Here is a 23,505-nt window from a genome sequence, read left to right as displayed (position 1 = left end):
CAGGGCAGCAATTCAATTGACAGCTTAAAAGCCCGAGCCCCGAGTATGGACCACAGCCCGATACATAACCACAGCTTCCCCGATACCGACCTGCTGGCAGAAGTGGCCCACCAGACCAGTAACGGCGTGGTAATAACCGACAGCGAGCGCCGGGTCCGCTGGGTCAACCGTGCCTTCGAGAGCATGACCGGCCATACCCTGGCCGAGATCGTCGGAAGAAAGCCGGGAGAGCTGCTGCAGGGGCCCGAGACCGACCCGGACACCGTCAGTGACATCCACCAGGCCCTTGTCAGGGGCGAGGGCTTCGACAAGGATATCCTGAACTACCGCAAGGACGGCACTCCACACTGGGTGCGGATCGTGTGCAACCCCATCGATCGCCAGACCGCCCCCGAAGGTGGATTCATGGCCATACAGCTCGATATCACCAAGCGCAAGGAGCTGGAAAAGCGCCTGAAAATCACGTCCAGCGTTTTCGAACGCAGTCAGGACGCCATCATCATTTCCGACGCCAACAACCGGATCATTGACGTCAACCCGGCCTTCACCCGCATCACCGGCTACAGCCGCGAAGAAGCCATCGGCAACACCCCGAGCATGCTGAGCTCGGGACGGCAGGGGCCGGAATTCTACCGCGCCATGTGGCGATCCCTCCAGGAGCAGAATTTCTGGCGGGGCGAAATCTGGAACCGTCGCCGTGACGGCGAGGAGTATCCCGAATTCCTGTCCATTGCCCGCATCCAGATGGACGAACCCGGCGAGTTCTATTTTGTTGCCAGCTTTTCCGACATCACCGCGCTCAAGAGTCATGCCGAAGAGTTGGAACGGGCTGCCTACTACGACGACCTCACCGGCCTGCCCAACCGCCAACTGATGATTGCTCGACTTGAACGGGACATGAGCCATAGCGACATCAGCCAGCAGCCACTGGCTATCTGCTACCTGGACCTGGACGGGTTCAAGGCCATTAACGACCAGGTCGGACAGGGCCTGGGTGACCGGGCCCTGGTCACCATTGCCACCCGCTTGCGGCTGGCGGTGCGCAGTGATGATACGGTGGCCCGGGTTGGTGGTGACGAATTCGTGCTGCTGCTGCGCAATGTCGAGGACGAGCGGGTTTATCAGCGTATCCTCAACGCCGTGCGCGACCCGCTCTCGGTGGGCCCCACCACCGCCAACATCACCGGCAGCATGGGCATTACCCTCTACCCCACCGACACCTCCGATGCCGAGCGTCTGGTCCGCCATGCTGACCAGGCGCTGTATTCCGCCAAGGAGAAAGGACGCAACAACTATCACTTTTTCGACCCGAGTCTGGACAAGCACCTGCAGCAGCGACGCCAGCATCTGACCGAACTGGCACAGGCACTGCGGAACGATGAGTTTCAGCTGTACTATCAGCCCCAGATACAGCTTGATGACTCGTCGGTGATCGGCGCGGAGGCCCTGGTGCGCTGGCAGCACCCGGACAAGGGGCTGCTGGCCCCGGGGCAGTTTCTGCCCTACATCGAAGGCAGCCACCTGGAAGAGAGGTTCGGGCAATGGGTGCTGAGGCACGCCCTGGCACAACAGGCCCAATGGACAGCCGCCGGCCTGACACTGGGCATCAGCATCAATATCAGCGCAGCCCACCTGCTGGCGCCTGGCTTTTCACGCTTCCTGAAACGCTATCTGAAGGAGCATCCCGATCTGAATCCGGCCATGATCACCCTGGAGATTCTGGAATCCACCGCCCTGGATGACATGCAGCGAGCCAGCCAGGTGATCAACGAATGCCGTGAGCTGGGCATCCAGATAGCCCTGGATGACTTTGGCACCGGGTTCTCTTCCCTGAGCTATTTCCGCAGCCTGCCGGTGGATGTGATCAAGATCGACAAGAGTTTCATCTTCCGCATGCTGGAGGATGACAGCGACCGGGCGATAGTCGAGAGCGTGATCTACATGGCCCGGCGCTTCAACCGCACCGTGCTTGCCGAAGGCGTGGAAACCGCCCGTCACGGGGGGGTACTGAAGTCTCTCGAATGCGACCAGATCCAGGGTTTCGGCATAGCCCGCCCCATGCCTGCAGGAGAGCTCAACGACTGGGTTCGCCAGTGGCAGAGTGAACATTCACTACTACCGGTATCGACGTTCGTCCAGCGTGGCCAGTAATTCAGGATGGAACACCATCAGGCCGGTGACCACCACACCGTTGACGAAGCCTTCCGGCAGCAGGAACAGCGGCAGGTAGCGCAGGTAATCGTGCACCAGGTGGTACCAGTCATAGACACCGGTCAGCCACAGCAGCCCCACCATGGTCAGGCCCGCCGCGGCCACCGACGCCCCGGCGCCGAAAAAACCGCAAAAGAAGATGTAGGCGAAGAAGTTGCGGAAATTCACCCACCGCTCCCAGCGCATGATGCCATGGGTCACCAGGGCCGGCACCATCACCGTGATCAGACCGTTGACAGCAAACAGCGAGAGCGGCTCCCGGCCAGTGATGACGACAATCACCAGCGCCAGCAGACCGCTGAATACCGCCAGAGGCCATCCCAGCATCAGCGTGACCGCGGTCATCCCGAAAATATGAATGCTGAGCCCCGGCGAAAGTCCTGCCCGCAGCTGCCAGAGAAACCCCAGCACTACCGCTGCTCCGAACAGGCAGTGCTGGATCCGCTGCTCCGAGCGCAGCCATTGCCAGTCCGTCTGACGGATTGCCCGCAGCAGGACGCCCGCAAACAGCAGCGCCGTCAGCAACAGCAACCAACGCGGAAACAGATCGTTGGTCAGTCCCATACACGGACTCCGATTGATATCTGACAGGAGGCTGGCAATGGCTGCCACGACCTCCCGTCGAAGCGAATTCGCCCGTGACTTCGATCAACCACAAATTGCGTATTCCGCCCTATCATGGTGCAATAGCCGGTTCCCATAAGTATTACCCACGATCCAAGCCCATCAGGAGACATTCATGGCGGCACGCCTAGACGAAAAGCTTGAACCCATTTTCCAGGACGTCCTGCACCGGAACCCCGGCGAATCCGAGTTCCACCAGGCTGTCCATGAGGTACTGGAGACCCTCGGTCCGGTACTGGTGAAATATCCGGAGTTCGCGGAGAAAAAGATCATACAGCGCATCTGCGAACCGGAACGCCAGATTATCTTCCGGGTTCCGTGGCAGGACGACAAGGGCGAGATCCATATCAACCGGGCATTCCGCGTGGAATTTAACAGCGCCCTGGGTCCCTATAAGGGCGGCATGCGTTTCCACCCGTCCGTCTACCTGGGCATTATCAAGTTCCTGGGCTTCGAGCAGATCTTCAAGAACGCCCTCACCGGCCTGCCCATCGGCGGCGGCAAGGGCGGCAGCGACTTCGACCCCAAGGGCCGTTCCGACGACGAAATCATGCGCTTCTGCCAGAGCCTGATGACCGAGCTGTACCGTCACCTGGGTGAGTACACCGACGTGCCCGCCGGCGATATCGGTGTTGGCGGCCGCGAGATCGGGTATCTGTTCGGCCAGTACAAGCGCATCACCAACCGTTATGAATCCGGCGTGCTGACCGGCAAGGGCCTGGGCTGGGGCGGCAGCCGTGCCCGCACCGAAGCCACCGGCTTTGGCACCGTCTTCTTTGCCCAGGAAATGCTCAAGGCCAGGGGCGACTCGCTGGACGGCAAGACCGTCGTAGTGTCCGGCTCCGGCAATGTGGCCATTTACGCCATTGCCAAGGCCCACAAACTGGGCGCCAGGGTCATCGCCTGCTCCGACTCCGGCGGCATCATCGTTGACGAGCAAGGCATCGACCTGGCTGCCGTCAAGCGAATCAAGGAAGTGGAGCGCCGCCGCATCAGTGCCTATACCGAAGTCCACAAACACGCCCGGTACGTGGAAGACGGCAATATCTGGAGCGTACCCTGTGATGTGGCCCTGCCCTGCGCCACCCAGAACGAACTCAATGGCTCCGACGCCAAAACCCTGGTGGAGAACGGCTGCATTGCCGTGGCCGAAGGCGCCAACATGCCCACCACGCCTGAAGGTGTGCAGATCTTCCAGGACGCCAACCTGTGCTATGGCCCGGGCAAGGCCGCCAACGCCGGTGGGGTCGCCACCAGCGCCCTGGAAATGCAACAAAACGCCAGTCGCGATTCCTGGAGCCTGGACTACACTGAAAAGCGCCTGGAGGAGATCATGATCAACATCCACAAGAACTGCTATGAAACCGCCGGTGAGTTTGGCAAGCCCGACAACTATGTACTCGGCGCCAATGTTACCGGCTTTATCAAGGTCGCCCGGGCCATGGACGCCATGGGCCTGATCTGATTATGGCCCATGTCACCGACGGAGGATACGGCCCGGCGGTATCCACCGGCATAGCGGGCCTTGACCGTGTACTGGACGGCCTGCGGATCGGTGACAATGTAGTCTGGCGGGTCACCGACCTAGACGACTACCGGCGTTTCGTCACGCCTTTCGTGGCCTCGGCCACCGACGCCGGCCGCCAGATCATCTACCTGCGTTTTGGCCAGCACCCCCCGTTGCTGGCCGCCGGGCCCGGCGTCCGCGTTATCGAGGTGGACGCCCGGGACGGCTTCGAATCCTTCACTGCCCGCATCTGGGAGCTGGTGGAAACCTGGGGCCGGGGCGCCTTCTATGTGTGCGACTGCCTCAGCGACCTGCTCAACGCCTGGGCCACCGACACCATGGTGGGCTATTTCTTCCGGGTGATCTGCCCGTTCCTGTACGAGCTGGACACCGTGGCCTGGTTTGCACTGCTGCCACAACGGCATTCCCGCCGCACTCTGGACCGCATTCGCGCCACCACTCAAGTGATGATCGACGTGTACCGGGCCGAGGACGATATGCAGGTGCAACCGGTCAAGGTCTGGCAGCGGCAGTCACCCACCATGTTCCTGCCCCACCGCTACCGCGACGGGGAGTTCATACCGGTGACCGACAGCTCCAGCGCCACCCGCCTGCAGGCCGCCATCGAGCAGCAGGCGCACGCCAGCCAACAGCTGCTGGACGGCTGGGACCGGCTGTTTCTCGAGGCCGAGGAGCACGCCGGGCGGGCCGATGACGAGAACGGCCATGCCCTGGCACAACGCATCCTCAGAGTTCTGATCAGCCGGGACCCGCGTATCCTTGACGTGGCGCAAGCGTACCTGAGCCTCGATGACCTGACTGCCATTCATTCCCGCACCATTGGCAGTGGCTTTATCGGTGGCAAGGCGGTGGGCATGTTGCTGGCAAGGGCGATCCTGATGCGGGACGAGCCGGACACCTGGCACAGCGCCCTGGACCCCCACGACTCCATGTTTCTGGCCTCGGACGTATGGTACGCCTTCCTGGTGCACAACGGGCTCTGGCCCAGCGTGATGAAACACCGCACCCGGGAAGGCTTCTTCGATGAGGCGCCGGCACTGCGAGAGGCCATACTGGCCGGCGAATTCCCACCGGAAGTACGGCCGGAGCTGGCCCGCACCCTTGACCATTTCGGCCAGTATCCGATCCTGGTGCGTTCCAGCAGCCTGCTGGAGGACGGTTTCGGCAACGCCTTCGCCGGCAAATACGAGAGCGTGTTCCTGGTCAATCAGGGTGATCCGGAACAAAGGCTGACGGCCCTGGAAAACGCCATCCGTCAGGTCTATGCATCCACCCTCGGCAACGACGCCCTCAGCTATCGTCGCAGCCGTGGCCTGGAGGAGCAGGAAGAACCCATGGCCCTGCTGATCCAGCGGGTAAACGGTCGCTTCCATGACCACTGGTACCTGCCGGATGCCGCCGCCGTGGGGGTCTCCCGCAATACCTTTGTGTGGGCCCCCGGAATGGATCCCGGGGCTGGCATGCTGCGGCTGGTCATGGGTCTGGGTACCCGGGCCGTGGACCGGATCGAGGGTGATCATGCCCTGGTGGTGGCGCTGGACCAGCCCCTGAAACAACCCTTCCGCAGCCTGGAGGAGAATTATCGCTTCAGCCAGCATCTGGTGGACACCCTGGACGTAACCGGTCCCGGCCTGACCACCACCGACCTGACAACGCTGGCCCGGGAGACACCGGACCTGCCCTTGTCCAGGCTGGGGGAAGTCGACCGGGCGGCGTCTGAAAGGGCCCGGGAACTGGGCCTGGACCACCCGGTGTGGCGGCTGACCTTTCGGCCGCTGATCCGCCAGGGTGAGTTCATCCGGCTCGCGGGCGACATGCTGTCGACCCTGGAAGCCGCCTATAACCATCCGGTGGATGTGGAGTTCACCGTGCACCTGGGTCAAGAGGGCGAATGCCCGCGGCTGAACCTGGTGCAGTGCCGGCCCCTGGCCACCATCGGTGATGCAACCGCTGTGTCATTGCCGGAGCAGCCCGATCCACGTCGGCTGCTGATGGCCACCCGGGGCCACTTCATGGGCGGAAATATCAACCTGCCCATCCACCGGATCATCCAGGTGAATGCCGCCGCTTACAGTGCCCTGGATGTTCACAGCAAGTATCAGGTGGCCACCCTGGTGGGTCGGCTGGCCCGGCAGACGCCGGAACGCTTCAACCTGATGCTGGCGGGCCCGGGCCGATGGGGTACCAGCAGCCCGGAGCTGGGCGTGCCGGTGGGGTTTGCAGATATCAGCCAGGTATCGGTACTGGTGGAAATCGCCGATATGGGCAACGGCATGGTCCCGGACCTGTCCTACGGCTCCCACTTTTTCCAGGATCTGGTGGAAACCGGCATTGCCTATGTCGCCCTGTTTCCCGGTGAACGGGACTCCCTGTGGAATCCGCACGGGCTGGAGCAGCATACCGACCGCCGAAACATCGACTGCCTGTTGGAGAATGACCTGCCTGCAGACGCCATTCAGGACTGCGTGGAGGTACGGGAGTGTGAGGCCTCGCCGTTACGCATTCTTGCCGATGTCACTCGCCAGCGCCTGCTCGGTGGACATCCGTGAATCTTGCCCCAGCGCCTGCCAGGCCTGGAAATTGGTCAGGTAGATCTGACCGGTCAGCCGCTCCAGAAAACTGGTCCCCTGCAGACGGTCCATGACCGGCCCCTTCACCTCAGACAGATGCAATCGCACGCCACTGTTTTCAAGGCGCTCGTTGATCACCTCCAGGCTCTCCAGGGCCGAGGCGTCGATCAGATTCACGGCCGGGCATACCAGCACCAGATGCTTCAGTTCCGGCCGGCTGCTGACCAGATCCAGCACGCAGTCTTCCAGAAAACGGGCATTGGCGAAATAAAGACTCTCATCCACCCGCAGCATGACCAGCTCCGGACGGGTTTCCACCTGATGGCGGCGTACATTGCGGAAATGCTCGGTGCCCGGCACCCGGCCCAGCACCGCGCTGTGGGGCCGGCTGGTGCGGTAGAGGAACAGCCCCAGAGAGAGCCCCACCCCGGCGAGGATGCCGGCTTCCACACTATAGACCAGGGTCAGCACAATGGTGGCCAGCATGGCCAGGAAGTCCGCCCGGGAATAACGCCAGGTGCGGACCACGGCACGAAAATCAATCAGGCTGGACACCGCCACGATAATGGTGGCGGCCAGGGTGGCCACCGGCAGCATGGCGATGGCGGGGGTCAGCAGCAGCGTGGCCAGGGCAATGCCCACTGCGGTAAAGGCACCGGCCGCCGGGGTTTCTGCTCCGGCGTCAAAGTTCACCACGGAGCGGGAGAAGCCACCGGTCACCGGCATGCCCCCCGAGAAACCCGCCCCCAGATTGGCGGCCCCCAGCCCTACCAGCTCCTGGTCCGGGTCGATCCGCTGGCGGCGCTTGGCGGCCAGGGTCTGACCCACCGACACCGACTCCACAAACCCCACCACACTGATCAGCAGTGCGCTCATGAACAGCTGCTGCCAAAGTGTGATATCCAGTGACGGCATCACCAGCGCCGGCAGGCCGCCGGGAATGTCTCCCACCACCGCAACGCCGGTCTGATCCAGGCGCAGCCACCAGGTCACCAGCGTGGTCACCACCACTGCAAGTATCGGTGCAGTCTTTGTGAGCATGGCGGCAGTTGACGTGGAGAGCCCCAGGCGTACCAGCAAGGGTTGCAGATAACGCCGGGCCGCCAGCAGAAACACCAGGGCACCGGCCCCGATGATCACTGTGGGCCAGTGACTTTGGCCCAGCTGTCCGTAAAGTCCTCTGACCAACTCCAGCAGGTTGTGCCCACCGCCATTCACCCCCAGCAGGTGCCTGAGCTGACTGGCGGCGATCACCAGTCCCGAGGCGGTAATAAAGCCGGAAATGACCGGATGGCTGAGGAAATTGGCCAGGAATCCCAGCCGGAACACACCCATCAGCACCAGCATCAGGCCCGACATCACCGCCAGCAGTACGGCACCGGCAATGTAGTCACCAGAGCCGGGCTCGAACAGCTTGCCCAGGGCTGCCGCCGTCATCAACGAGGCAACCGCGACCGGGCCCACCGACAGGGTGCGACTGGAGCCGAAGATCGCGTACAGCAGCAGTGGCAGCATGCTGGCGTAGAGCCCCACCTGCGGCGGCAGCCCGGCCAGCATGGCGTAAGCCAGCGACTGGGGTATCAGCATGACGGTGACGATCACCGCCGCCAGCAGGTCGCGGGCCAGGACAGCCCGACTGTACCGCGGCAGCCAGTCCAGTAGCGGCAGGAAACGGGTCAGCTTCACGTGGGCCGGCCTCAGAACCGGTTGACGGGCACTTTCAGGTAAACCTGACCGTTATCCTCCGCCGGCGGCATGTGTCCGGCCCTCATATTCACCTGCACCGAAGGCAGGATCAGCCGGGGCATACCGAGAGTGGCATCCCGTTCCGTGCGCATCTTCACGAATTCGTCTTCACTGACACCTTCATGAACATGAACATTGGCTTCCCGCTGTTCCGCCACCGTGGTCATGTGATGGTAGGTTTTGCGGCCCGGTGACTGGTAGTCGTGGCAAAGAAAGATGCGGGTTTGCGGCGGCAGGCTCAATACCTTCTGGATGGACCGGTACAGGGTGCGGGCATCGCCACCGGGGAAATCACAGCGGGCAGTTCCGTAGTCCGGCATGAACAGGGTATCGCCTACAAAAGCAGCGTCACCAATGACGTAGGTCAGGCAGGCCGGGGTGTGGCCCGGGGTGTGCAATACCCGCCCTTCGAGACCGCCAATAGAGAAGGTGTCCCCTTCCTCGAACAGGCGGTCGAACTGACTGCCGTCGCGGGCAAAGTCGGTACCGGCATTGAAGGCCTTGCCAAAGATATCCTGCACATCGGTAATACGGGCGCCAATGCCGGTACGCCCGCCGAGCTCCTCGTGCAGGTAGGGGGCCGCGGACAGGTGGTCCGCATGAACATGGGTTTCCAGCACCCATTCCACGGACAGGCCCTCGCCCCGCACATAGTCGATGATTTCGTTCGCCGAGCGCACATCGGTTCTACCCGCCGCGTAGTCGAAGTCGAGAACCGAATCGAGAATGGCGCAGGCGTTGCTGTCAGGATCACGGACCACATAACTGAAGGTGTTGGTGGGCTCGTCGAAGAAGTGCTGAACGATGGGACTGGACATGGTATTACCTCCCGGGAACTATGCGTTGGTTCTAAGCATATACTGGAAGGTAATATAAAGTGAAATACGGTTTTCTTATAGTCGTGATGATGCTGATGCATCAACCAGACAGTTCCTGCCGGCCGCCTTGGCCCGGTACAGGCGACGATCAGCCTCGGTGATCAGTGAATCCGGGCTGAGGCTTGTCGGAGAAAGCTCGGTGACATGCACCAGGCCCGCGCTGGCGGTGACCCTGATGGCCTGACCGTGGAAGGTGACCTCGAGCGCCCGGACCAGCTCCAGTACCCGCGCCAATCCACTGGAGGCACTCTCCGGCGATACATCCGCCAGCGCCACCACGAACTCCTCGCCCCCATAGCGGGCAGCGATATCCGTGCCACGACACTGATCCTGCAGCAGGCCGGCGAAACGCTGCAGAACATGATCACCCGCGAGATGACCAAAAACATCGTTAACCTGCTTGAAGTGATCGATATCCAGCATGGCCAGGGCAAAGCCTTCACCAGTGCGCTGGTAATGGGCCAGCATTTCTTCCACCCGGGGTTCAAGGTAACGACGGTTGTGAATACCGGTAAGCGGGTCAAGAATGGACTGGTTGAGCAGTTCCTGCTCCAGGCGGTAGCGTTCCAGGGCCTGGGAAAGCAGGTTGGCCACCAGAATCAGCAGGTCGGAGAGATCACGTCGCCAGCTTCTCACGGTCAGCGAGTCCATGCCGAAGAAGCCTTCCACACGGCCAAGGACCACAATGGGAATGCAGAACATGGCAGCCACATTCTGCTCCGCCAGCAATTGCCGTTCCGCCATCGCATGTTCCGGCAGCTGACGGACATCCTCGATAAACACCACCCGGTTTTGCTGCAGCACATCGTGGGTCTGCTGTTGCCACCACTGAAAGCCGGTGATATCCACATCCTGCTGAGTGCCCCTGACTTCGTCAACTCCTTGCCGACACCATTCGTGGGTGTTGGTCATGCGGGTCAGATCCTCGGAAAACCGGTACACATAGACCCGGTCCACCTCGAAGAAGCCCCCGATACGGGCCAGGAAGCGACTGATCTCATGATCGATATCGCCGATGGCCGAATTGATGAAATCCGAAGACAGACTGGCAATCAGCTTGTGGAACCGAAGCTGGTAGTCCGCTTCCGCTTCACTTTCGCGGAGCCCGAACTCCAGCTCTTTGTGCTGCTGGATGTCCGTGAACTGGCCGAACCAGAGGGTGCTACCATCGTCCAGCCGCCGGGGTAACGAGTGCCCTTCAAACCAGCGGTAAGTACCGTCCCTGAGCCGGATCCGGGCCTGGTAGTGCCAGGGCTCCAGAGTGCGGGCGGACTCGAGCAGGGAGGGCAACAGACCGCTGACTTCCTCGGGATGCAGTAACGAGGACATGGCCCTGGCATCATGCTTCAGCGTCTGCACAGAGACACCTAACAGATCGTTGACCCGGCTGCTGATAAACGGAAAACTGCGCCGGGTTGTGTCTGCACTCAGCCAGTAGCTGAACAGGATACCGGGCACACCGGCGGCCAGCTCCTCGAGCAGCCCCGGCGAATTCTCAATGTCCTGTGGGGAAGCAGAGTCCGGAGCCATATCCAGGATCCAATGGAATTTCTCCAAGATTAGACCATTGTGCCGGTCACCGCTAAGTCAGCGGCAACGATCGCAAATCCGTGCCAGAATCATCAACCTGGCAGTGCTCACCCGAGACGGCTAACGAACCCGCCGGCGCTTTACGGCCCGACGATCTTGGCCGCCTCCTCCACCGGGGTATGGCGCACATCCTCGCCCTCCACCATGTAGATGACGTTCTCGGCAATGTTGCAGGCATGGTCACCCACCCGCTCCAGAGCACGCAGTACCCACATTACCGACATACAGCGGGAGATATTGCGACTATCCTCCATCATGAACGTGAGCAGTGTGCGGGTTGCGGCCTGGTATTCCTCGTCCACGCGCTTGTCTTCGCGGATGATCTTCAGCGCCTGGGTTGAATCCAGCCGAGAGAAGGCATCCAGTGCCTCGTTCAGCATGGTGGTTACGTGATTGGCAATATGGCGGACTTCCACGTAGCCCCGTGGCGCATGGCCTTCCTCGGCGAGGGTCAGGGCAAACTTGGCAATTTTTTTCGCCTCGTCACCCACACGTTCCAGGTCCGACACCATCTTGATCACGGCGATCACCAGGCGCAGGTCCCGGGCCGCGGGCTGGCGGCGGGCGATAAGCTGGGTGGCCTCCTCGTCCAAATCCTTTTCCATATTGTCGACGATCCGGTCCCGGGCGCGGATCTCGTCCGCGGCCCAGCCGTCACCGTCAATCAGCGCGTTGACCGCGTCGATGGTCTGTTGTTCAACCAGGCCGCCCATCTTGAGGAAATCGTTCTTCAGGTTGGCCAGGTCGTCATTGAACTGATGGGAAATGTGATCCCCATACATATCGTCTTTGCTCTTGGGCATGTTCTTCTCCTCGAAATCGCGACCTGTTTAGCCAAAGCGACCAGTAATGTACGACTCGGTCAGTTCATGTTCGGGCGCTGTAAACACCTTGTTGGTCTCGTTAACTTCCACCAGGTGGCCCATATGGAAGTAGGCGGTGCGATGAGACACGCGGGCGGCCTGCTGCATCGAGTGGGTCACAATAACAATAGTATAGCTTTCCGACATTTCCGAGATGAGTTCCTCCACTTTCGCGGTAGCGATGGGATCCAGCGCAGAACAGGGCTCATCCATCAGGATCACCTCGGGGCTGACGGCAATGGCCCGCGCAATGCACAAACGCTGTTGCTGGCCGCCGGACATACCGGTTGCCACAGCATCCAGGCGGTCCTTCACCTCATCCCAGAGACCCGCCTTGCGAAGGCTGTTTTCGACAATCTCGTCCAGCTCTGACTTGCGGTTTGCAAGGCCGTGAATCTTGGGGCCATAAGCCACGTTGTCATAGATGGACTTGGGGAACGGGTTCGGCTTCTGGAACACCATGCCCACGCGAGCTCGAAGCTCGACGACATCCTTCTTCGACTGGTAGATATCCTCGCCGTCCAGCATCAGCTTGCCGGTGACACGACAGATCTCGATGCTGTCGTTCATGCGATTCAGACAGCGCAGGAACGTCGTTTTGCCGCAGCCGGACGGACCAATAAAGGAGATAACCTCATTTCGGCGAATATCGAGACTGATATCCTTGATGGCGCGGTCATTGCCATAGGAAACACTGACGTTACGGAGCTTGAATTTGGGACTGTCAGCATCGCCGGCAAACGGCTTTCCCACCGTCTTGCCTTCCTCGATCACCGTATCCTCTGGCCTGCTTTCGGGTACCGCAATCGCTGGTTCCTGCTCCCCGGCGCCAGCTTTCGCTGCAATACTCGGATTCATCGTGTTCATGTCAATTCTCCTTACCAGCGACGCTCAAGCCGCTTGCGCAGCCAGATCGCCAGTGCGTTCATACTCATCAGGAAGGCCAGCAGCACCATGATGGCTGCGGACGCCCGTTCAATAAAGGCCAGCTCCGGGCTACCCGCCCACAGAAACACCTGCACCGGCAACACCGTGGAAGCATCGAAAAAGCCAGTGGGCGGGTCAACAATAAATGCCACCATGCCAATCAACAGCAGGGGCGCTGTCTCGCCCAGGGCCTGGGCCATACCGATGATCGACCCTGTCATCATGCCAGGTAGCGCCAGCGGCAACACATGGTGCAGAACCACCTGCATCTTGGAAGCGCCAACCCCTTCGGCGGCTTCACGAATCGAGGGCGGCACACTCTGGATGGCAGCACGGCTGGAGATAATGATGGTCGGCAGCGTCATCAGGGTCAGTACCAGACCGCCGACAAACGGAACGGAACGGGGCATGCCAAACAGATTGATGAATACTGCCAGACCCAGCAGACCGAAGATAATCGATGGCACCGCGGCCAGGTTGTTGATGTTGACCTCAATAAAATCAGTGATCTTGTTCCTCGGGGCAAACTCTTCCAGATAAATGGCGGCCGCAACGCCAATCGGGAAAGACAGCAGCAGCGTGATGATCATGGTCAACAAGGAACCAACGATGGCACCGAGCACACCGGCCTTGGCGGGATCCCGGGAATCGCCATTGGTGAAAAACACGTCATTGAAACTGGTGTCGACCAGACCACGCTCGACAAGGTCATCCACCCAGGCCTGCTGCTGCTCCGACAATTTGATGGAGTACGCAGCGTCATCCTCGTGTTTCACATAGACGTCGACGTTGCTATGGGCCAGGAACGTCATGGTCCGGGTGGTGCCCATCCACTCCGGGTTCTGCTCCAGTGCAGCACGAAGTTCGGTGGAGGCGTAAGGGTTGATCAGCCGGCGCAGGGCATCCTGATCTTCCTCGGTGGCACCCGGCAGCGCATCATCCGCCGCAGCCACAAGCGGCGCCACAAAGTCGGCCATACGCACCTGCTTGGGATCCGTCGGATCATCCAGGTACATCACTTCCGGATCCAGGTCCACCTCGAGGGTGATCGTGGTTTTCAGGAAGCCGGCATAGCCCTTGCCAATGATATCGGCAAACAGGACTGCCAGGGCACCAAGGGCAATGGCGATGGCCAGCATGCCATAGGCCCGGAAACGGCTTTCCTTGCGATAGCGACGCTTGAGCGAACGGCGTACCCGCTCTGCTTGTTGAGTTTGATCAGTCATACTGTTCCCGATATTTGCGGACAATTTTCAGGGCAACCACGTTGAGCAGCAGTGTCGAGAGGAAGAGCATGGCACCCAGCGCGAACGCGGCCAGGGTCTTGGCACTGTCAAACTCCTGGTCACCGGTCAGCAGGGTGACAATCTGCACCGTGACCGTGGTAACCGTTTCCAGCGGGTTCGCGGTCAGGTTGGCCGCCAGGCCCGCCGCCATCACCACAATCATGGTTTCGCCAATCGCCCGGGAAGCCGCCAGCAGGATACCCCCCATAATGCCGGGCAGGGCCGCCGGGAAGATCACCTTGACCATGGTCTCGGACTGGGTAGCCCCCAGGGCAAGCGACCCGTCTCTCATGGTCTGTGGCACGGCATTGATAACATCGTCTGACAACGAGGACACAAACGGGATAATCATGATCCCCATTACCAGTCCGGCCGCAAGGGCGCTCTGGGACGAGGCCTCAAGGCCGATGGCTGGCGCCAGGTCGGCAATAAACGGCGCCACGGTCAGAGCCGCAAAGAAGCCGTAAACAACCGTCGGAATACCCGCCAGCATCTCCAGTAACGGCTTGGCCACGCTGCGCACATGTTTGTTGGCATATTCAGACAGGTAAATAGCCGACAGCAGCCCCACCGGGACAGCTACCAGTAACGCAATGGCGGAAATCAACAGTGTGCCGGTAAACAGGGGGACCATACCGAAAGCTCCCTCGGCGGCCACCTGATCCGTCCGTAACGCTGTCTGCGGGCTCCAGGACGTGCCGAAGAAAAACTCCAGAAACGGCACCCTCTCGAAAAACCGGAACGTTTCAAAGGCCACCGAGAAGACAATGCCAGCAGTGGTCAGAATGGCCACACCCGCGCAGGTAAAGAAAAACCCGCGAAGAACCGCTTCCACCTGCTTACGGGCATTGAGCCGGGGCCGAATACGGATCCAGCCAAGAAAACCCGCGAGCAACGCCACGGAAATAACCAGCCCCGTCATATACGTCCGGCTCTGGGCCTGGAGCGATTTAAGCAAATCCGCCGCCCCGGCAACCGGCCCGTCAACCATGGCCGGTGGTAGCGACCCGTTAGCGACGTTCTGGATCCTGCTCATCAGCAGGCTGGCCTCGCCGGCCGAGTCGGGCACCACGTCTGCTGGCAGTGAACCAATCACCATCATCTGAATCACCTTGCCTTCAAAGACGGCCCACAAGGCGAGAATGATCAGCGCCGGAAGGCCGCACCAGACGGCCGCGCGAACGCCATAGTAGCCAGGCAACGACTTCAGGTGGCGCACACCACCAAGCGGCGCGGCCAGGGCCCGGGAACGGGCATAGCCCAGACCGTAGGCGACCATCGCCAGCACAATCGTCAATAAAAGCAGGTTTGCCGGTTGCATGAGAATTCCTGTCTTTCACTACAAATTTGAGCGAAGTTTACTGGTTTCGAAACTGCAATTCACTTCAACTGTCTATACAAACGCAGAAGAGTGCAGGCCCCGGAAGACCTGCACTCTGCTTAAACCGAAGTGTTCCCGGTTTACTTCAGTTCGTCCAGAGTCAGGTTGGGCATGTTGTCAACCTTGTCCTGGAGAGCCATCAGCGAATCTCGAGTCGGCACGATCAGACCAACGTCTTTCAGGTACCCGTTCGGGCCCATAGCGCGGGGGCTGACAAACTCGGCAACATAGTCGTCGATGCCCGGCACCACACCCAGATGGGCCTTCTTTACATAGAAGAACATGGAACGTGCAATCGGGTACTTGTCCTGGGCAATCAGCTCGGGCTCCGGCTCAACACCGTTGATCGCAGCAGCCTGCAGACGGTCGGCGTTTTCTTCCAGGAAGCTGTAACCGAAGACGCCGTACATGTCCTTGTCGCCGATCAGCTTCTGAACGATCAGGTTGTCGTTCTCACCGGCTTCAATGAAGGCACCGTCTTCACGAATGCTTTCACAGATAGCGCCATGCTCGTCTTCGCTGAGGTCGGCAGCTTCCGGAAGCTCGTCACAACCACCGGCCAGCGCCAGCTCGTTGAAAGAGTCACGGGTACCAGAAGTCGGGGGCGGACCCATTACGCGGATCGGCTTGTTCGGCAGGCTGGAATCGACATCGCTCCAGGTCTTGTGCGGGTTCATAACCCACTCACCATCCTGGGGAACTTTCTCGCCCAGGGCCAGGAACAGTTGCTCCAGGGTCAGGTCCATGTGCTCAGCTTCTGCGGAACTGGCAAGTACGATACCGTCGGAACCGATACGGAACTCGGTGATTTCCTCAACGCCGTTGCCCTGGCAGAGTTCAAACTCTGAAGGTTTCATGCGACGGGAAGCGTTGGTGATATCCGGATGCTGGGTACCGATACCCTGGCAGAAGATCTTCAGGCCGCCACCGGAACCGGTGGACTCGATCTTCGGAGTAGGGAATTCTGAGCTGGTACCGAAACGCTCAGCAACAACCGTCGCGAACGGGTAAACCGTGGAAGAACCCACGATGCTGATGGTGTCGCGGGCCATGGCCGGTGCGGACATGGCGGCTACGGCGCCGGCCAGCGTGACAGTTGCGAGTGTCTTGTTCAGTTTCATCACGTCATATCTCCATTTCTTGGTTGGACGTTTCGTCGGATGTGTTCCACCGATGACTGCATCCTAGGGGTCCTCTGTGACAACTTTGTTACACCCGCAGGATAAATTTCCACTTATCTGTCACTTTCACTTGCACGCGTCGGTATGATGAATACCATGCTCAGCAAATAATCAGATTAATAAGAACATAGGTAGCGCCCAATGACTGACTATGACGACGACAGGCCCGAGCCCCGCGGCGAACTGATGATTCAGCTGGTTCCCCTGCCCGCTGATACCAACGCCAACGGCGACGTTTATGCCGGCTGGCTGGTGCAACAGATGGATACTGCCGCCGGCACCCTGGCGGGCCGGATATCACAGGGCCGCAATGCCACCGTAGCCATGGATCGCATGGAATTTCTCTCGCCCCTGCGCATTGGCGCCCAGGTGGGCTGCTATTGCGAGCTGGTGGATATTGGCCGCAGTTCCATGAAGATTCATGTCGAAGTCTGGACACGTGACCGTCACAACAAGGGCTCCCGCAAGGTGACCGAGGGCCTGTTCGTGTACGTGGCCATTGACGAACATGGCCGCATCCGTGAGGTGCCCGAGCAGGCACACTGACCCCCGGCTGTTTACAGCGCCCCTCTATATTACTGGCAGCACAGGAAAGTCAGAACTGTAGCCTTACAGTTCTGACTGTCATAAAACCATCATCGGATTGCCTTACTTTCGGGACTGTATCTTCCCGAAACCACAAGGAGTCCGACGATGAACAAGCTCAAGTTAGTGACCTGTCTTTCCCTGTTGCTGCCCATCGCTGCCCAGGCGGATTTCACGCTCGACAGCCGTTACCAGGACAGCGATGGTGACCTGGTCGCCGACATTCCTGCTGACGAGTCAAAGCACGTTGACCCCTCCACCCTGATCTTTGCCTACACCCCGGTGGAAGACCCGGCCGTTTACCGGGAAGTCTGGTCCGAGTTCCTGGACCATCTGTCCGATGCCACCGGCAAGAAAGTCCAGTTCTTCCCGGTCCAGTCCAACGCGGCGCAGATCGAGGCCATGCGCGCCGGGCGCCTGCACATTGCCGGCTTCAACACCGGTTCCAACCCTCTGGCAGTGGCCTGTGCCGGTTTGCGGCCCTTCGCCATGATGGCGGCGGAAGACGGCTCCTTCGGCTACGAGATGGAAATCATCACCCATCCGGATTCCGGCATCGATGAGGTAAAAGATATAAAGGGTGGGGAACTCGCCTTTACCTCCCAGACCTCCAACTCCGGCTTCAAGGCCCCCTCTGCCATCCTCAAGGCAGATTACAACATGGTCCCGGGGGAAGACTTCGAGCCGGTGTTCTCCGGCAAGCATGACAACTCCATCCTGGGTGTGGCCAACCAGGACTATCAGGCCGCCGCCATTGCCAACTCGGTTCTCAACCGCATGCTGAGCCGCGACGTGGTCAGCGAAGACCAGATCAATACCATTTATACATCCCAGACCTTCCCGACTACTGCCTATGGTCTGGCCTACAACCTGAAGCCGGAACTGCAGGAAGACATCAAGGACGCGTTCTTCTCCTTCGACTGGGAGGGTACCGCTCTGGAGGAAGAGTTCTCCAAGTCCGGCGAGGCACAGTTCATTCCCATTACCTTCAAGGAACACTGGGAAGTCATCCGCAAGATCGACGCTGCCAACGGCGTTGAATACGCCTGCCAATAAGCGGTGAGGCCATCGTCTCGCAGTAGGTCAACGAATTAACCCAAAGGGACACTAGTGCTTAAACTCGACAAACTGTCCAAAACCTACGCCACCGGCGACACCGCCCTGAGCCAGGTCAGCTTCGAGGTACCGGCTGGCCAAGTGGTGGGGCTGATCGGCCCTTCCGGGGCGGGAAAGTCCACCCTGATCCGCTGCATCAACCGGCTGGTGGAGCCTACCGAAGGCACCATCACCCTGGGTGACACGGACCTTGCCCGGCTCCAGGGCCGGGCATTGCGCCGCGCCCGCCGGCGGATCGGCATGATTTTCCAGGAATACGCCCTGGTGGAGCGTTTGACGGTGATGGAGAACGTACTGTCCGGCCGGCTCGGCTACGTGCCGGCCTGGCGTTCGTTCCTGCGCCGCTATTCGCCGGAGGACGTGTCCAGGGCGCTCGCGCTGCTGGAGCAGGTGGGCCTGTCGCAACACTTCAACAAACGGGCCGATGCCCTGTCCGGTGGCCAGCGCCAGCGGGTGGGTATTGCCCGGGCGCTGGAACAGGACCCGGAGCTGTTGCTGGTGGACGAACCCACTGCCTCCCTGGATCCGAAAACCTCCCGCCAGATCATGCGCCTGATCGGCACTGCCTGCCGTGAGCGCAACCTGCCGGCCATTATCAACATTCACGATGTGATGCTGGCCCAGCAGTTCACCGACCGGATCATCGGCCTGCAGGCCGGCAAGGTGGTCTATGACGGCCCGCCGACCGGCCTCACCGATGCGGTGCTGACCCGTATCTACGGCGACGAGGACTGGAACCAGATGCGGGGCGAAGAGGCGACCGATGAAGCGCCCCGGACCCCGGAAGTGGACCTGGCGGAGGGCATCTAGATGCAGGCGCAGCACGCTCAACCGTTCCCCACCCGCTGGAAGCGCCCGCCGGTACTGTTCACCCACACCGTATGGCGCCGGGTGATCTATACGGGTGCACTGATCTACCTGGTGCTTGCCATGCAAAGCATCGAGATTGACTGGCAGCGGGTGTACATGGGGCTGGACCGGGGCTGGAAATTTGTAGAAGGCTTTCTGCTTCCGGATTTCACCACCCGCTGGCACGACATTCGGGCGGGGCTGATCGAAAGCCTGACCATGACACTCACGTCAACGGTCGCCGGCGTTCTGGTATCTGTGCCTATCGGCATCGGTGCCGCCCGCAACCTGGCACCGGCGCCGGTCTATCTCGCCTGCCGAGGCATTATTACCCTGTCCCGGTCGTTTCAGGAAATCATCATCGCCATTCTGCTGGTGGCCATGTTCGGGTTCGGGCCCTTTGCCGGCTTCCTGACCCTGGCCTTTGCCAGTATCGGTTTCCTGTCGAAACTGCTGGCCGAGGATATCGAAGCCTGCGACGGCAGCCAGATCGAGGCCATTCGCGCGACTGGCGCCAGCTGGTGGCAAGTGGTCAACTATGCGGTTCAGCCGCAGGTCATGCCAAGACTGGTGGGGCTGTCCCTGTACCGGCTGGATATCAACTTCCGGGAGTCGGCGGTGATCGGCATTGTCGGCGCCGGCGGTATCGGCGCCACCCTGAATACCGCCATCGACCGTTACGAGTATGACTCGGCGGGCGCCATTCTGATCATCATCATCGCCATCGTGCTGGTGGTGGAATACTCCTCTTCCTACATTCGCAGGTGGGTTCAGTGACTGGCACTCTCTCTACGGACACTACCTCCGGCCCGGCATGGCAGTACCGCACCCCCAGACAGAGCCTGCTGCAATGGCTGGGCTGGTTCCTGCTGGTGGTACTGACCGTCTTCTGCTGGCAGCTGATGAACGAGAACACCATCTGGGCCTTTGTCAGCGACGCCCCGGACCAGGCCATGGATATCGGCAGCCGCATGTTTCCGCCTGCCTGGGGTTACATTGGCCAGCTCTGGGAGCCGCTGTGGGACACCATCAATATAGCCACCCTCGGCACCCTGATCGGGGTGGCCATCGCGGTGCCCGTGGCCTTCCTGGCGGCCAGCAACACCACCCCCAGCACCCGGTTTGTGCGCCCTCTGGCCCTGCTGCTGATTGTCACCTCCCGTTCCATCAACTCGCTGATCTGGGCTCTGCTGCTGGTGGCGATTATCGGACCCGGCCTGCTGGCGGGGGTGATTGCCATCGGCCTGCGATCCATCGGCTTCGTCGCCAAGCTGCTTTATGAAGCCATAGAAGAAATCGACTTCAACCAGGTAGAGGCTGTTCGCGCCACCGGTGCCAGCGGTGCCCAGGTGATCGACTATGCCATCGTGCCGCAGATACTGCCGGCCTTCTGGGGCATCAGCGTGTTCCGCTGGGACATCAATATCCGCGAATCCACCATTCTGGGCCTGGTGGGTGCCGGCGGTCTGGGTATTCAGCTCAGTGCCTCACTGGCGACCCTGGCCTGGAATCAGGTGGCAATGATCTTCGTGGTGATCCTGGTGACGGTGGTTATTTCCGAGTGGGTATCGGCCCGGGTGCGTCAGGCGGTAATCTGAGCCCATGACAGACAGGCATCCGATTACCTTCGATGGGGTTACCCCGACGCCCGCCTGGGCGTTCGACCAGTACCAGCGTCTGCGCGATCAGCTACCGGAGTCCGGGGCCGGCCATGGCGGCGCCCAATGGCTGGCGTCGCTGGAACCGCTGTTTTCCCGCTTCGACGCCTTTGTGTTTGATGCCTTTGGTGTGCTGAACACCGGGCCGGCGGTGATTCCCGGTGCGGTGGAGCGACTGAACTCCCTGCAGGCCGGTGGCAGGGCGGCGCTGATACTGTCCAACGCCGCCACCGCCAGCCAGCAGGCGCTGACCGGAAAATACCGGGGCATGGGGTTTGATCTCTCCGAACGCCAGATCATCTCCAGCCGCTGGCTGCTGGAAGACTCCCTGGCCCGTGAACCCCGGCAAGGCACCTGGGGCGTGATTGCCCCGCAGGGGTCCGACAGCCACTCCCTGCCGTCTGTCACGCAGCAACCCGTGCGCCCCGGAGTCACCGATCACGAACTGGACGCATGCGACGGCTTTATTTTTCTGAGCAGCGAAGACTGGGACGAAACCCGGCAGGCGCAACTGACCGCCAGCCTGAGACGACGCAAACGCCCCCTGGAGGTGGCCAACCCTGACCTGGTGGCACCCCGGGGCGACTGCCTGACCCTGGAACCCGGTTTCTTTGCCCACAAACTCCGGGTGGACTGCGGTATCAGCCCCCACTTTTACGGCAAGCCCTATGGGCCTGCCTTTGCCGCCGTACTTGAGCGCCTGGCCGGCATTCCCGCGCACCGTGTACTCATGGTCGGCGATACCCTGCACACGGATATCCTTGGCGCCCGTGCCGCCGGTATGGCAACCTTGCTGGTGACGGACCACGGCGCCCTGGCAGGAATGGACATCCACTCCTGCATCGAGCGCTCCGGCATCTCACCGGATTTCATCACGCCTTCCATCTGAACCGATTGCGGCACCCTCATGCGAGACGCCCTGGAAAAGTATCAGGTCTGGCTGTATCTGACGGCCATCCTGGCCGGCATGGCCGTCGGTTGGGCCTGGCCCGTCGTGACAACCTCTTTCGAGACCCTGCTCTGGCCGGTGCTGGGGGTGCTGCTCTACGCCACCTTCACGCAGGTGCCGCTCACCCACCTGGGCACCGCCTTCCGGGACGGGCGGTTCAACCTGGCCCTGGTACTGGGCAACTTCATCATCATGCCCGGCATCGTCTGGCTGCTGCTGTTAATGGCACCGCCGGACCCGGCCATACGTCTGGGCATTCTGCTGGTGTTGCTGGTGCCCTGCACCGACTGGTTTATCAGCTTTACCCATCTCGGCGGCGGTGACAGCGCCCGGGCCATTGCCGCCAGCCCGATCCTGCTGATGCTTCAGATTGTGATGCTGCCGCTGTATCTCTGGCTGTTTCTCGGGGAGGACATGGTCAGTGCCAACCTGACCGGGCATCTGCTGCCGGTGTTTTTCGGGCTGATTCTGACGCCATTGTTGTTGGCCTGGCTGACGGAGAAGGCCGTGGATAAAAAGCCGGCGTTTACGGGGTTTGTCCAGGCTCTGGGCTGGCTACCGGTGCCCGTGCTGACACTGGTGGTGTTCCTGATTGCGGCCTCACAGATCAGCCTGGTGCTGGAAACCGGGCGCATGCTGCCTCTGCTACTGCTGATTTTTTCAGCCTACCTGGTGGCTGCCGCGCTGGTGGGGAGGCTGCTGAGCATGGCCTTCCACTTGCCCGGCGCACGGGGGCGCACCCTGGCGTTCAGTTTTGGCACCCGCAACTCCTTCGTGGTTCTGCCCTTTGCCATCGCCCTGCCCGACCTGTGGGCGACGGCTGTCGTGGTGATCGTGTTCCAGTCGCTGGTGGAGCTGTTCGGCATGACGGCCTATCTGAAATGGCTGCCAGCGCTGTTCGGCACAAAGGAAAGCTCTTCCTGAATCCGGACAGGGAGATCGTGGACAGCCCCGGGGATGCGTGATCATGCCCGTGGCACTCAGCATCCGCGACCACCCGACCCGGCATGACAGCAGACGCTGCCGGAGTCATCCAGCACCACTTCGCAACGTTGGGCCAAGGCCTCCCGCAGGCGCTCTCTTGCGCGCCGGATCCTGGCCTTGGTGGCGGGCAGCGAGAGATCCCGGGATTGCGCGTAGGCTTCCTGCGACATGGGCCCCAGGTCGCAGGCCCGGAGTATGTCGCGGTCGCTTTCGGCCAACTCCGGCAAGGTGGCATTGATGCAGGCATCCAGTTCATCCACCGGTGCCCGCTCCAGCGCACGATCATCAGGCAGATGATCCGTCACCGGCACCCAGTGCTTGCGAAGGCGATGGCTGTCGGTCAGAGCGTTACGGGAGACCCGGAACAGCCAGGCCCGGGGATTCTGCAGGTCACAGAAACCCTGCCCCTCGCGCATGGCTTTGAAGAACACGTCCTGCAACAAATCATCCGCCTGCGCCGGCTCTTTCACCTGAGACAGCAGGAAGTTCCGCAGTTCACCCTGGTGGTCGTGCCAGGCTCCAAGGACGCAATCAAAAGCCATGTGATGTCTTACTCCTGACTCAATAGCAACAGGTTCA

The 23,505-nt window shown here is 60.9% G+C and carries 20 protein-coding genes; 10 read left to right on the top strand and 10 right to left on the bottom strand.

Features of this window, described 5'->3' with window-relative positions; translation table 11 throughout:
• Positions 1-45: 45 nt before the first annotated feature.
• Positions 46-2,151, top strand: coding sequence for a putative bifunctional diguanylate cyclase/phosphodiesterase (locus IE079_RS09685; protein ID WP_189575851.1), 2,106 nt, complete (start codon positions 46-48; stop codon positions 2,149-2,151).
• On the opposite strand, the gene IE079_RS09680 is transcribed toward IE079_RS09685, so the two are convergent.
• Complete coding sequence (locus IE079_RS09680; RefSeq protein ID WP_189575849.1) at positions 2,116-2,775, bottom strand: energy-coupling factor ABC transporter permease; 660 nt, start codon at positions 2,773-2,775, stop codon at positions 2,116-2,118. The two genes, IE079_RS09685 and IE079_RS09680, sit on opposite strands and share 36 nt — an antisense overlap.
• 175 nt (positions 2,776-2,950) lie before the next feature.
• On the opposite strand from IE079_RS09680, the gene gdhA reads away from it, so the two are divergent.
• Together gdhA and IE079_RS09670 are read left to right on the top strand one after the other, a co-directional pair.
• Positions 2,951-4,300 carry an NADP-specific glutamate dehydrogenase gene (gdhA, locus tag IE079_RS09675; protein ID WP_189575847.1) on the top strand — a complete coding sequence of 450 codons (1,350 nt, stop codon included), beginning with the start codon at positions 2,951-2,953 and terminating at the stop codon, positions 4,298-4,300.
• A gap of 2 nt (positions 4,301-4,302) precedes the next feature.
• Positions 4,303-6,912 (top strand): PEP/pyruvate-binding domain-containing protein, encoded by a 2,610-nt coding sequence (locus IE079_RS09670; protein WP_189575845.1) that lies wholly within the window; start codon positions 4,303-4,305, stop codon positions 6,910-6,912.
• On the opposite strand, the gene IE079_RS09665 is transcribed toward IE079_RS09670, so the two are convergent.
• From IE079_RS09665 to IE079_RS09630, 8 genes are all read right to left on the bottom strand, one after another.
• Positions 6,859-8,619 (bottom strand): SulP family inorganic anion transporter, encoded by a 1,761-nt coding sequence (locus tag IE079_RS09665; protein WP_189575843.1) that lies wholly within the window; start codon positions 8,617-8,619, stop codon positions 6,859-6,861. The two genes, IE079_RS09670 and IE079_RS09665, sit on opposite strands and share 54 nt — an antisense overlap.
• 11 nt (positions 8,620-8,630) lie before the next feature.
• Positions 8,631-9,497: an MBL fold metallo-hydrolase gene (locus IE079_RS09660; protein ID WP_189575841.1), complete on the bottom strand. Its 867-nt coding sequence runs from the start codon at positions 9,495-9,497 to the stop codon at positions 8,631-8,633.
• A gap of 75 nt (positions 9,498-9,572) precedes the next feature.
• Positions 9,573-11,087: a sensor domain-containing diguanylate cyclase gene (locus IE079_RS09655; protein ID WP_189575838.1), complete on the bottom strand. Its 1,515-nt coding sequence runs from the start codon at positions 11,085-11,087 to the stop codon at positions 9,573-9,575.
• A gap of 140 nt (positions 11,088-11,227) precedes the next feature.
• Entirely contained in the window at positions 11,228-11,950 is a 723-nt protein-coding gene (gene phoU / locus IE079_RS09650; RefSeq protein WP_189575836.1) for a phosphate signaling complex protein PhoU, read from the bottom strand.
• 27 nt (positions 11,951-11,977) lie between these two features.
• Entirely contained in the window at positions 11,978-12,877 is a 900-nt protein-coding gene (pstB, locus tag IE079_RS09645) for a phosphate ABC transporter ATP-binding protein PstB (RefSeq protein WP_189575834.1), read from the bottom strand.
• 11 nt (positions 12,878-12,888) lie between these two features.
• Positions 12,889-14,163, bottom strand: a complete 1,275-nt coding sequence (pstA, locus tag IE079_RS09640; RefSeq protein WP_189575832.1) for a phosphate ABC transporter permease PstA — start codon at positions 14,161-14,163, stop codon at positions 12,889-12,891.
• On the bottom strand, positions 14,156-15,544 hold the full coding sequence (pstC, locus tag IE079_RS09635) for a phosphate ABC transporter permease subunit PstC (protein ID WP_189575830.1): 1,389 nt from the start codon (positions 15,542-15,544) through the stop codon (positions 14,156-14,158). Before pstC ends, pstA begins: the two co-directional genes overlap by 8 nt.
• A 140-nt stretch (positions 15,545-15,684) precedes the next feature.
• Entirely contained in the window at positions 15,685-16,728 is a 1,044-nt protein-coding gene (locus tag IE079_RS09630; RefSeq protein ID WP_265013638.1) for a substrate-binding domain-containing protein, read from the bottom strand.
• A gap of 198 nt (positions 16,729-16,926) precedes the next feature.
• Between IE079_RS09630 and IE079_RS09625 the strand changes: the two genes are divergently transcribed.
• From IE079_RS09625 to IE079_RS09595, 7 genes are all read left to right on the top strand, one after another.
• Positions 16,927-17,331 (top strand): acyl-CoA thioesterase, encoded by a 405-nt coding sequence (locus tag IE079_RS09625; RefSeq protein ID WP_189575826.1) that lies wholly within the window; start codon positions 16,927-16,929, stop codon positions 17,329-17,331.
• A gap of 147 nt (positions 17,332-17,478) precedes the next feature.
• Positions 17,479-18,426 carry a phosphate/phosphite/phosphonate ABC transporter substrate-binding protein gene (gene phnD, locus IE079_RS09620; RefSeq protein ID WP_189575824.1) on the top strand — a complete coding sequence of 316 codons (948 nt, stop codon included), beginning with the start codon at positions 17,479-17,481 and terminating at the stop codon, positions 18,424-18,426.
• A gap of 54 nt (positions 18,427-18,480) precedes the next feature.
• Positions 18,481-19,296 (top strand): phosphonate ABC transporter ATP-binding protein, encoded by an 816-nt coding sequence (gene phnC / locus IE079_RS09615; RefSeq protein WP_189575822.1) that lies wholly within the window; start codon positions 18,481-18,483, stop codon positions 19,294-19,296.
• Positions 19,297-20,112, top strand: coding sequence for a phosphonate ABC transporter, permease protein PhnE (gene phnE, locus IE079_RS09610; protein ID WP_189575819.1), 816 nt, complete (start codon positions 19,297-19,299; stop codon positions 20,110-20,112).
• A complete protein-coding gene (phnE, locus tag IE079_RS09605; RefSeq protein ID WP_189575817.1) occupies positions 20,109-20,933 on the top strand; it encodes a phosphonate ABC transporter, permease protein PhnE in 825 nt (274 codons plus the stop codon). Before phnE (IE079_RS09610) ends, phnE (IE079_RS09605) begins: the two co-directional genes overlap by 4 nt.
• Positions 20,934-20,937: 4 nt before the next feature.
• Positions 20,938-21,882: an HAD-IIA family hydrolase gene (locus tag IE079_RS09600; RefSeq protein ID WP_189575815.1), complete on the top strand. Its 945-nt coding sequence runs from the start codon at positions 20,938-20,940 to the stop codon at positions 21,880-21,882.
• Positions 21,883-21,900: 18 nt separating this feature from the next.
• A complete protein-coding gene (locus IE079_RS09595; RefSeq protein WP_189575813.1) occupies positions 21,901-22,866 on the top strand; it encodes an arsenic resistance protein in 966 nt (321 codons plus the stop codon).
• Between the two features lie 56 nt (positions 22,867-22,922).
• Here the strand turns inward: IE079_RS09595 and IE079_RS09590 are convergent, their stop codons facing one another.
• Positions 22,923-23,468 carry a sigma-70 family RNA polymerase sigma factor gene (locus tag IE079_RS09590; protein WP_189575811.1) on the bottom strand — a complete coding sequence of 182 codons (546 nt, stop codon included), beginning with the start codon at positions 23,466-23,468 and terminating at the stop codon, positions 22,923-22,925.
• Positions 23,469-23,505 lie beyond the last annotated feature (37 nt).

Source organism: Marinobacter zhanjiangensis, from assembly GCF_014651935.1.
Taxonomy (GTDB): domain Bacteria; phylum Pseudomonadota; class Gammaproteobacteria; order Pseudomonadales; family Oleiphilaceae; genus Marinobacter; species Marinobacter zhanjiangensis.
This window is presented reverse-complemented; position numbering and strand designations above follow the sequence as displayed.

Excerpts from the sequence above, each read along its gene's own strand:
- IE079_RS09685 (WP_189575851.1), top strand. The coding sequence starts at position 46 with ATGGACCACAGCCCGATACATAACCACAGCTTCCCCGATACCGACCTG.
- IE079_RS09680 (WP_189575849.1), bottom strand. The coding sequence starts at position 2,775 with ATGGGACTGACCAACGATCTGTTTCCGCGTTGGTTGCTGTTGCTGACG.
- gdhA (WP_189575847.1), top strand. The coding sequence starts at position 2,951 with ATGGCGGCACGCCTAGACGAAAAGCTTGAACCCATTTTCCAGGACGTC.
- IE079_RS09670 (WP_189575845.1), top strand. The coding sequence starts at position 4,303 with ATGGCCCATGTCACCGACGGAGGATACGGCCCGGCGGTATCCACCGGC.
- IE079_RS09660 (WP_189575841.1), bottom strand. The coding sequence starts at position 9,497 with ATGTCCAGTCCCATCGTTCAGCACTTCTTCGACGAGCCCACCAACACC.
- IE079_RS09655 (WP_189575838.1), bottom strand. The coding sequence starts at position 11,087 with ATGGCTCCGGACTCTGCTTCCCCACAGGACATTGAGAATTCGCCGGGG.
- phoU (WP_189575836.1), bottom strand. The coding sequence starts at position 11,950 with ATGCCCAAGAGCAAAGACGATATGTATGGGGATCACATTTCCCATCAG.
- pstB (WP_189575834.1), bottom strand. The coding sequence starts at position 12,877 with ATGAACACGATGAATCCGAGTATTGCAGCGAAAGCTGGCGCCGGGGAG.
- pstA (WP_189575832.1), bottom strand. The coding sequence starts at position 14,163 with ATGACTGATCAAACTCAACAAGCAGAGCGGGTACGCCGTTCGCTCAAG.
- pstC (WP_189575830.1), bottom strand. The coding sequence starts at position 15,544 with ATGCAACCGGCAAACCTGCTTTTATTGACGATTGTGCTGGCGATGGTC.
- IE079_RS09625 (WP_189575826.1), top strand. The coding sequence starts at position 16,927 with ATGACTGACTATGACGACGACAGGCCCGAGCCCCGCGGCGAACTGATG.
- phnD (WP_189575824.1), top strand. The coding sequence starts at position 17,479 with ATGAACAAGCTCAAGTTAGTGACCTGTCTTTCCCTGTTGCTGCCCATC.
- phnE (WP_189575819.1), top strand. The coding sequence starts at position 19,297 with ATGCAGGCGCAGCACGCTCAACCGTTCCCCACCCGCTGGAAGCGCCCG.
- IE079_RS09600 (WP_189575815.1), top strand. The coding sequence starts at position 20,938 with ATGACAGACAGGCATCCGATTACCTTCGATGGGGTTACCCCGACGCCC.
- IE079_RS09595 (WP_189575813.1), top strand. The coding sequence starts at position 21,901 with ATGCGAGACGCCCTGGAAAAGTATCAGGTCTGGCTGTATCTGACGGCC.
- IE079_RS09590 (WP_189575811.1), bottom strand. The coding sequence starts at position 23,468 with ATGGCTTTTGATTGCGTCCTTGGAGCCTGGCACGACCACCAGGGTGAA.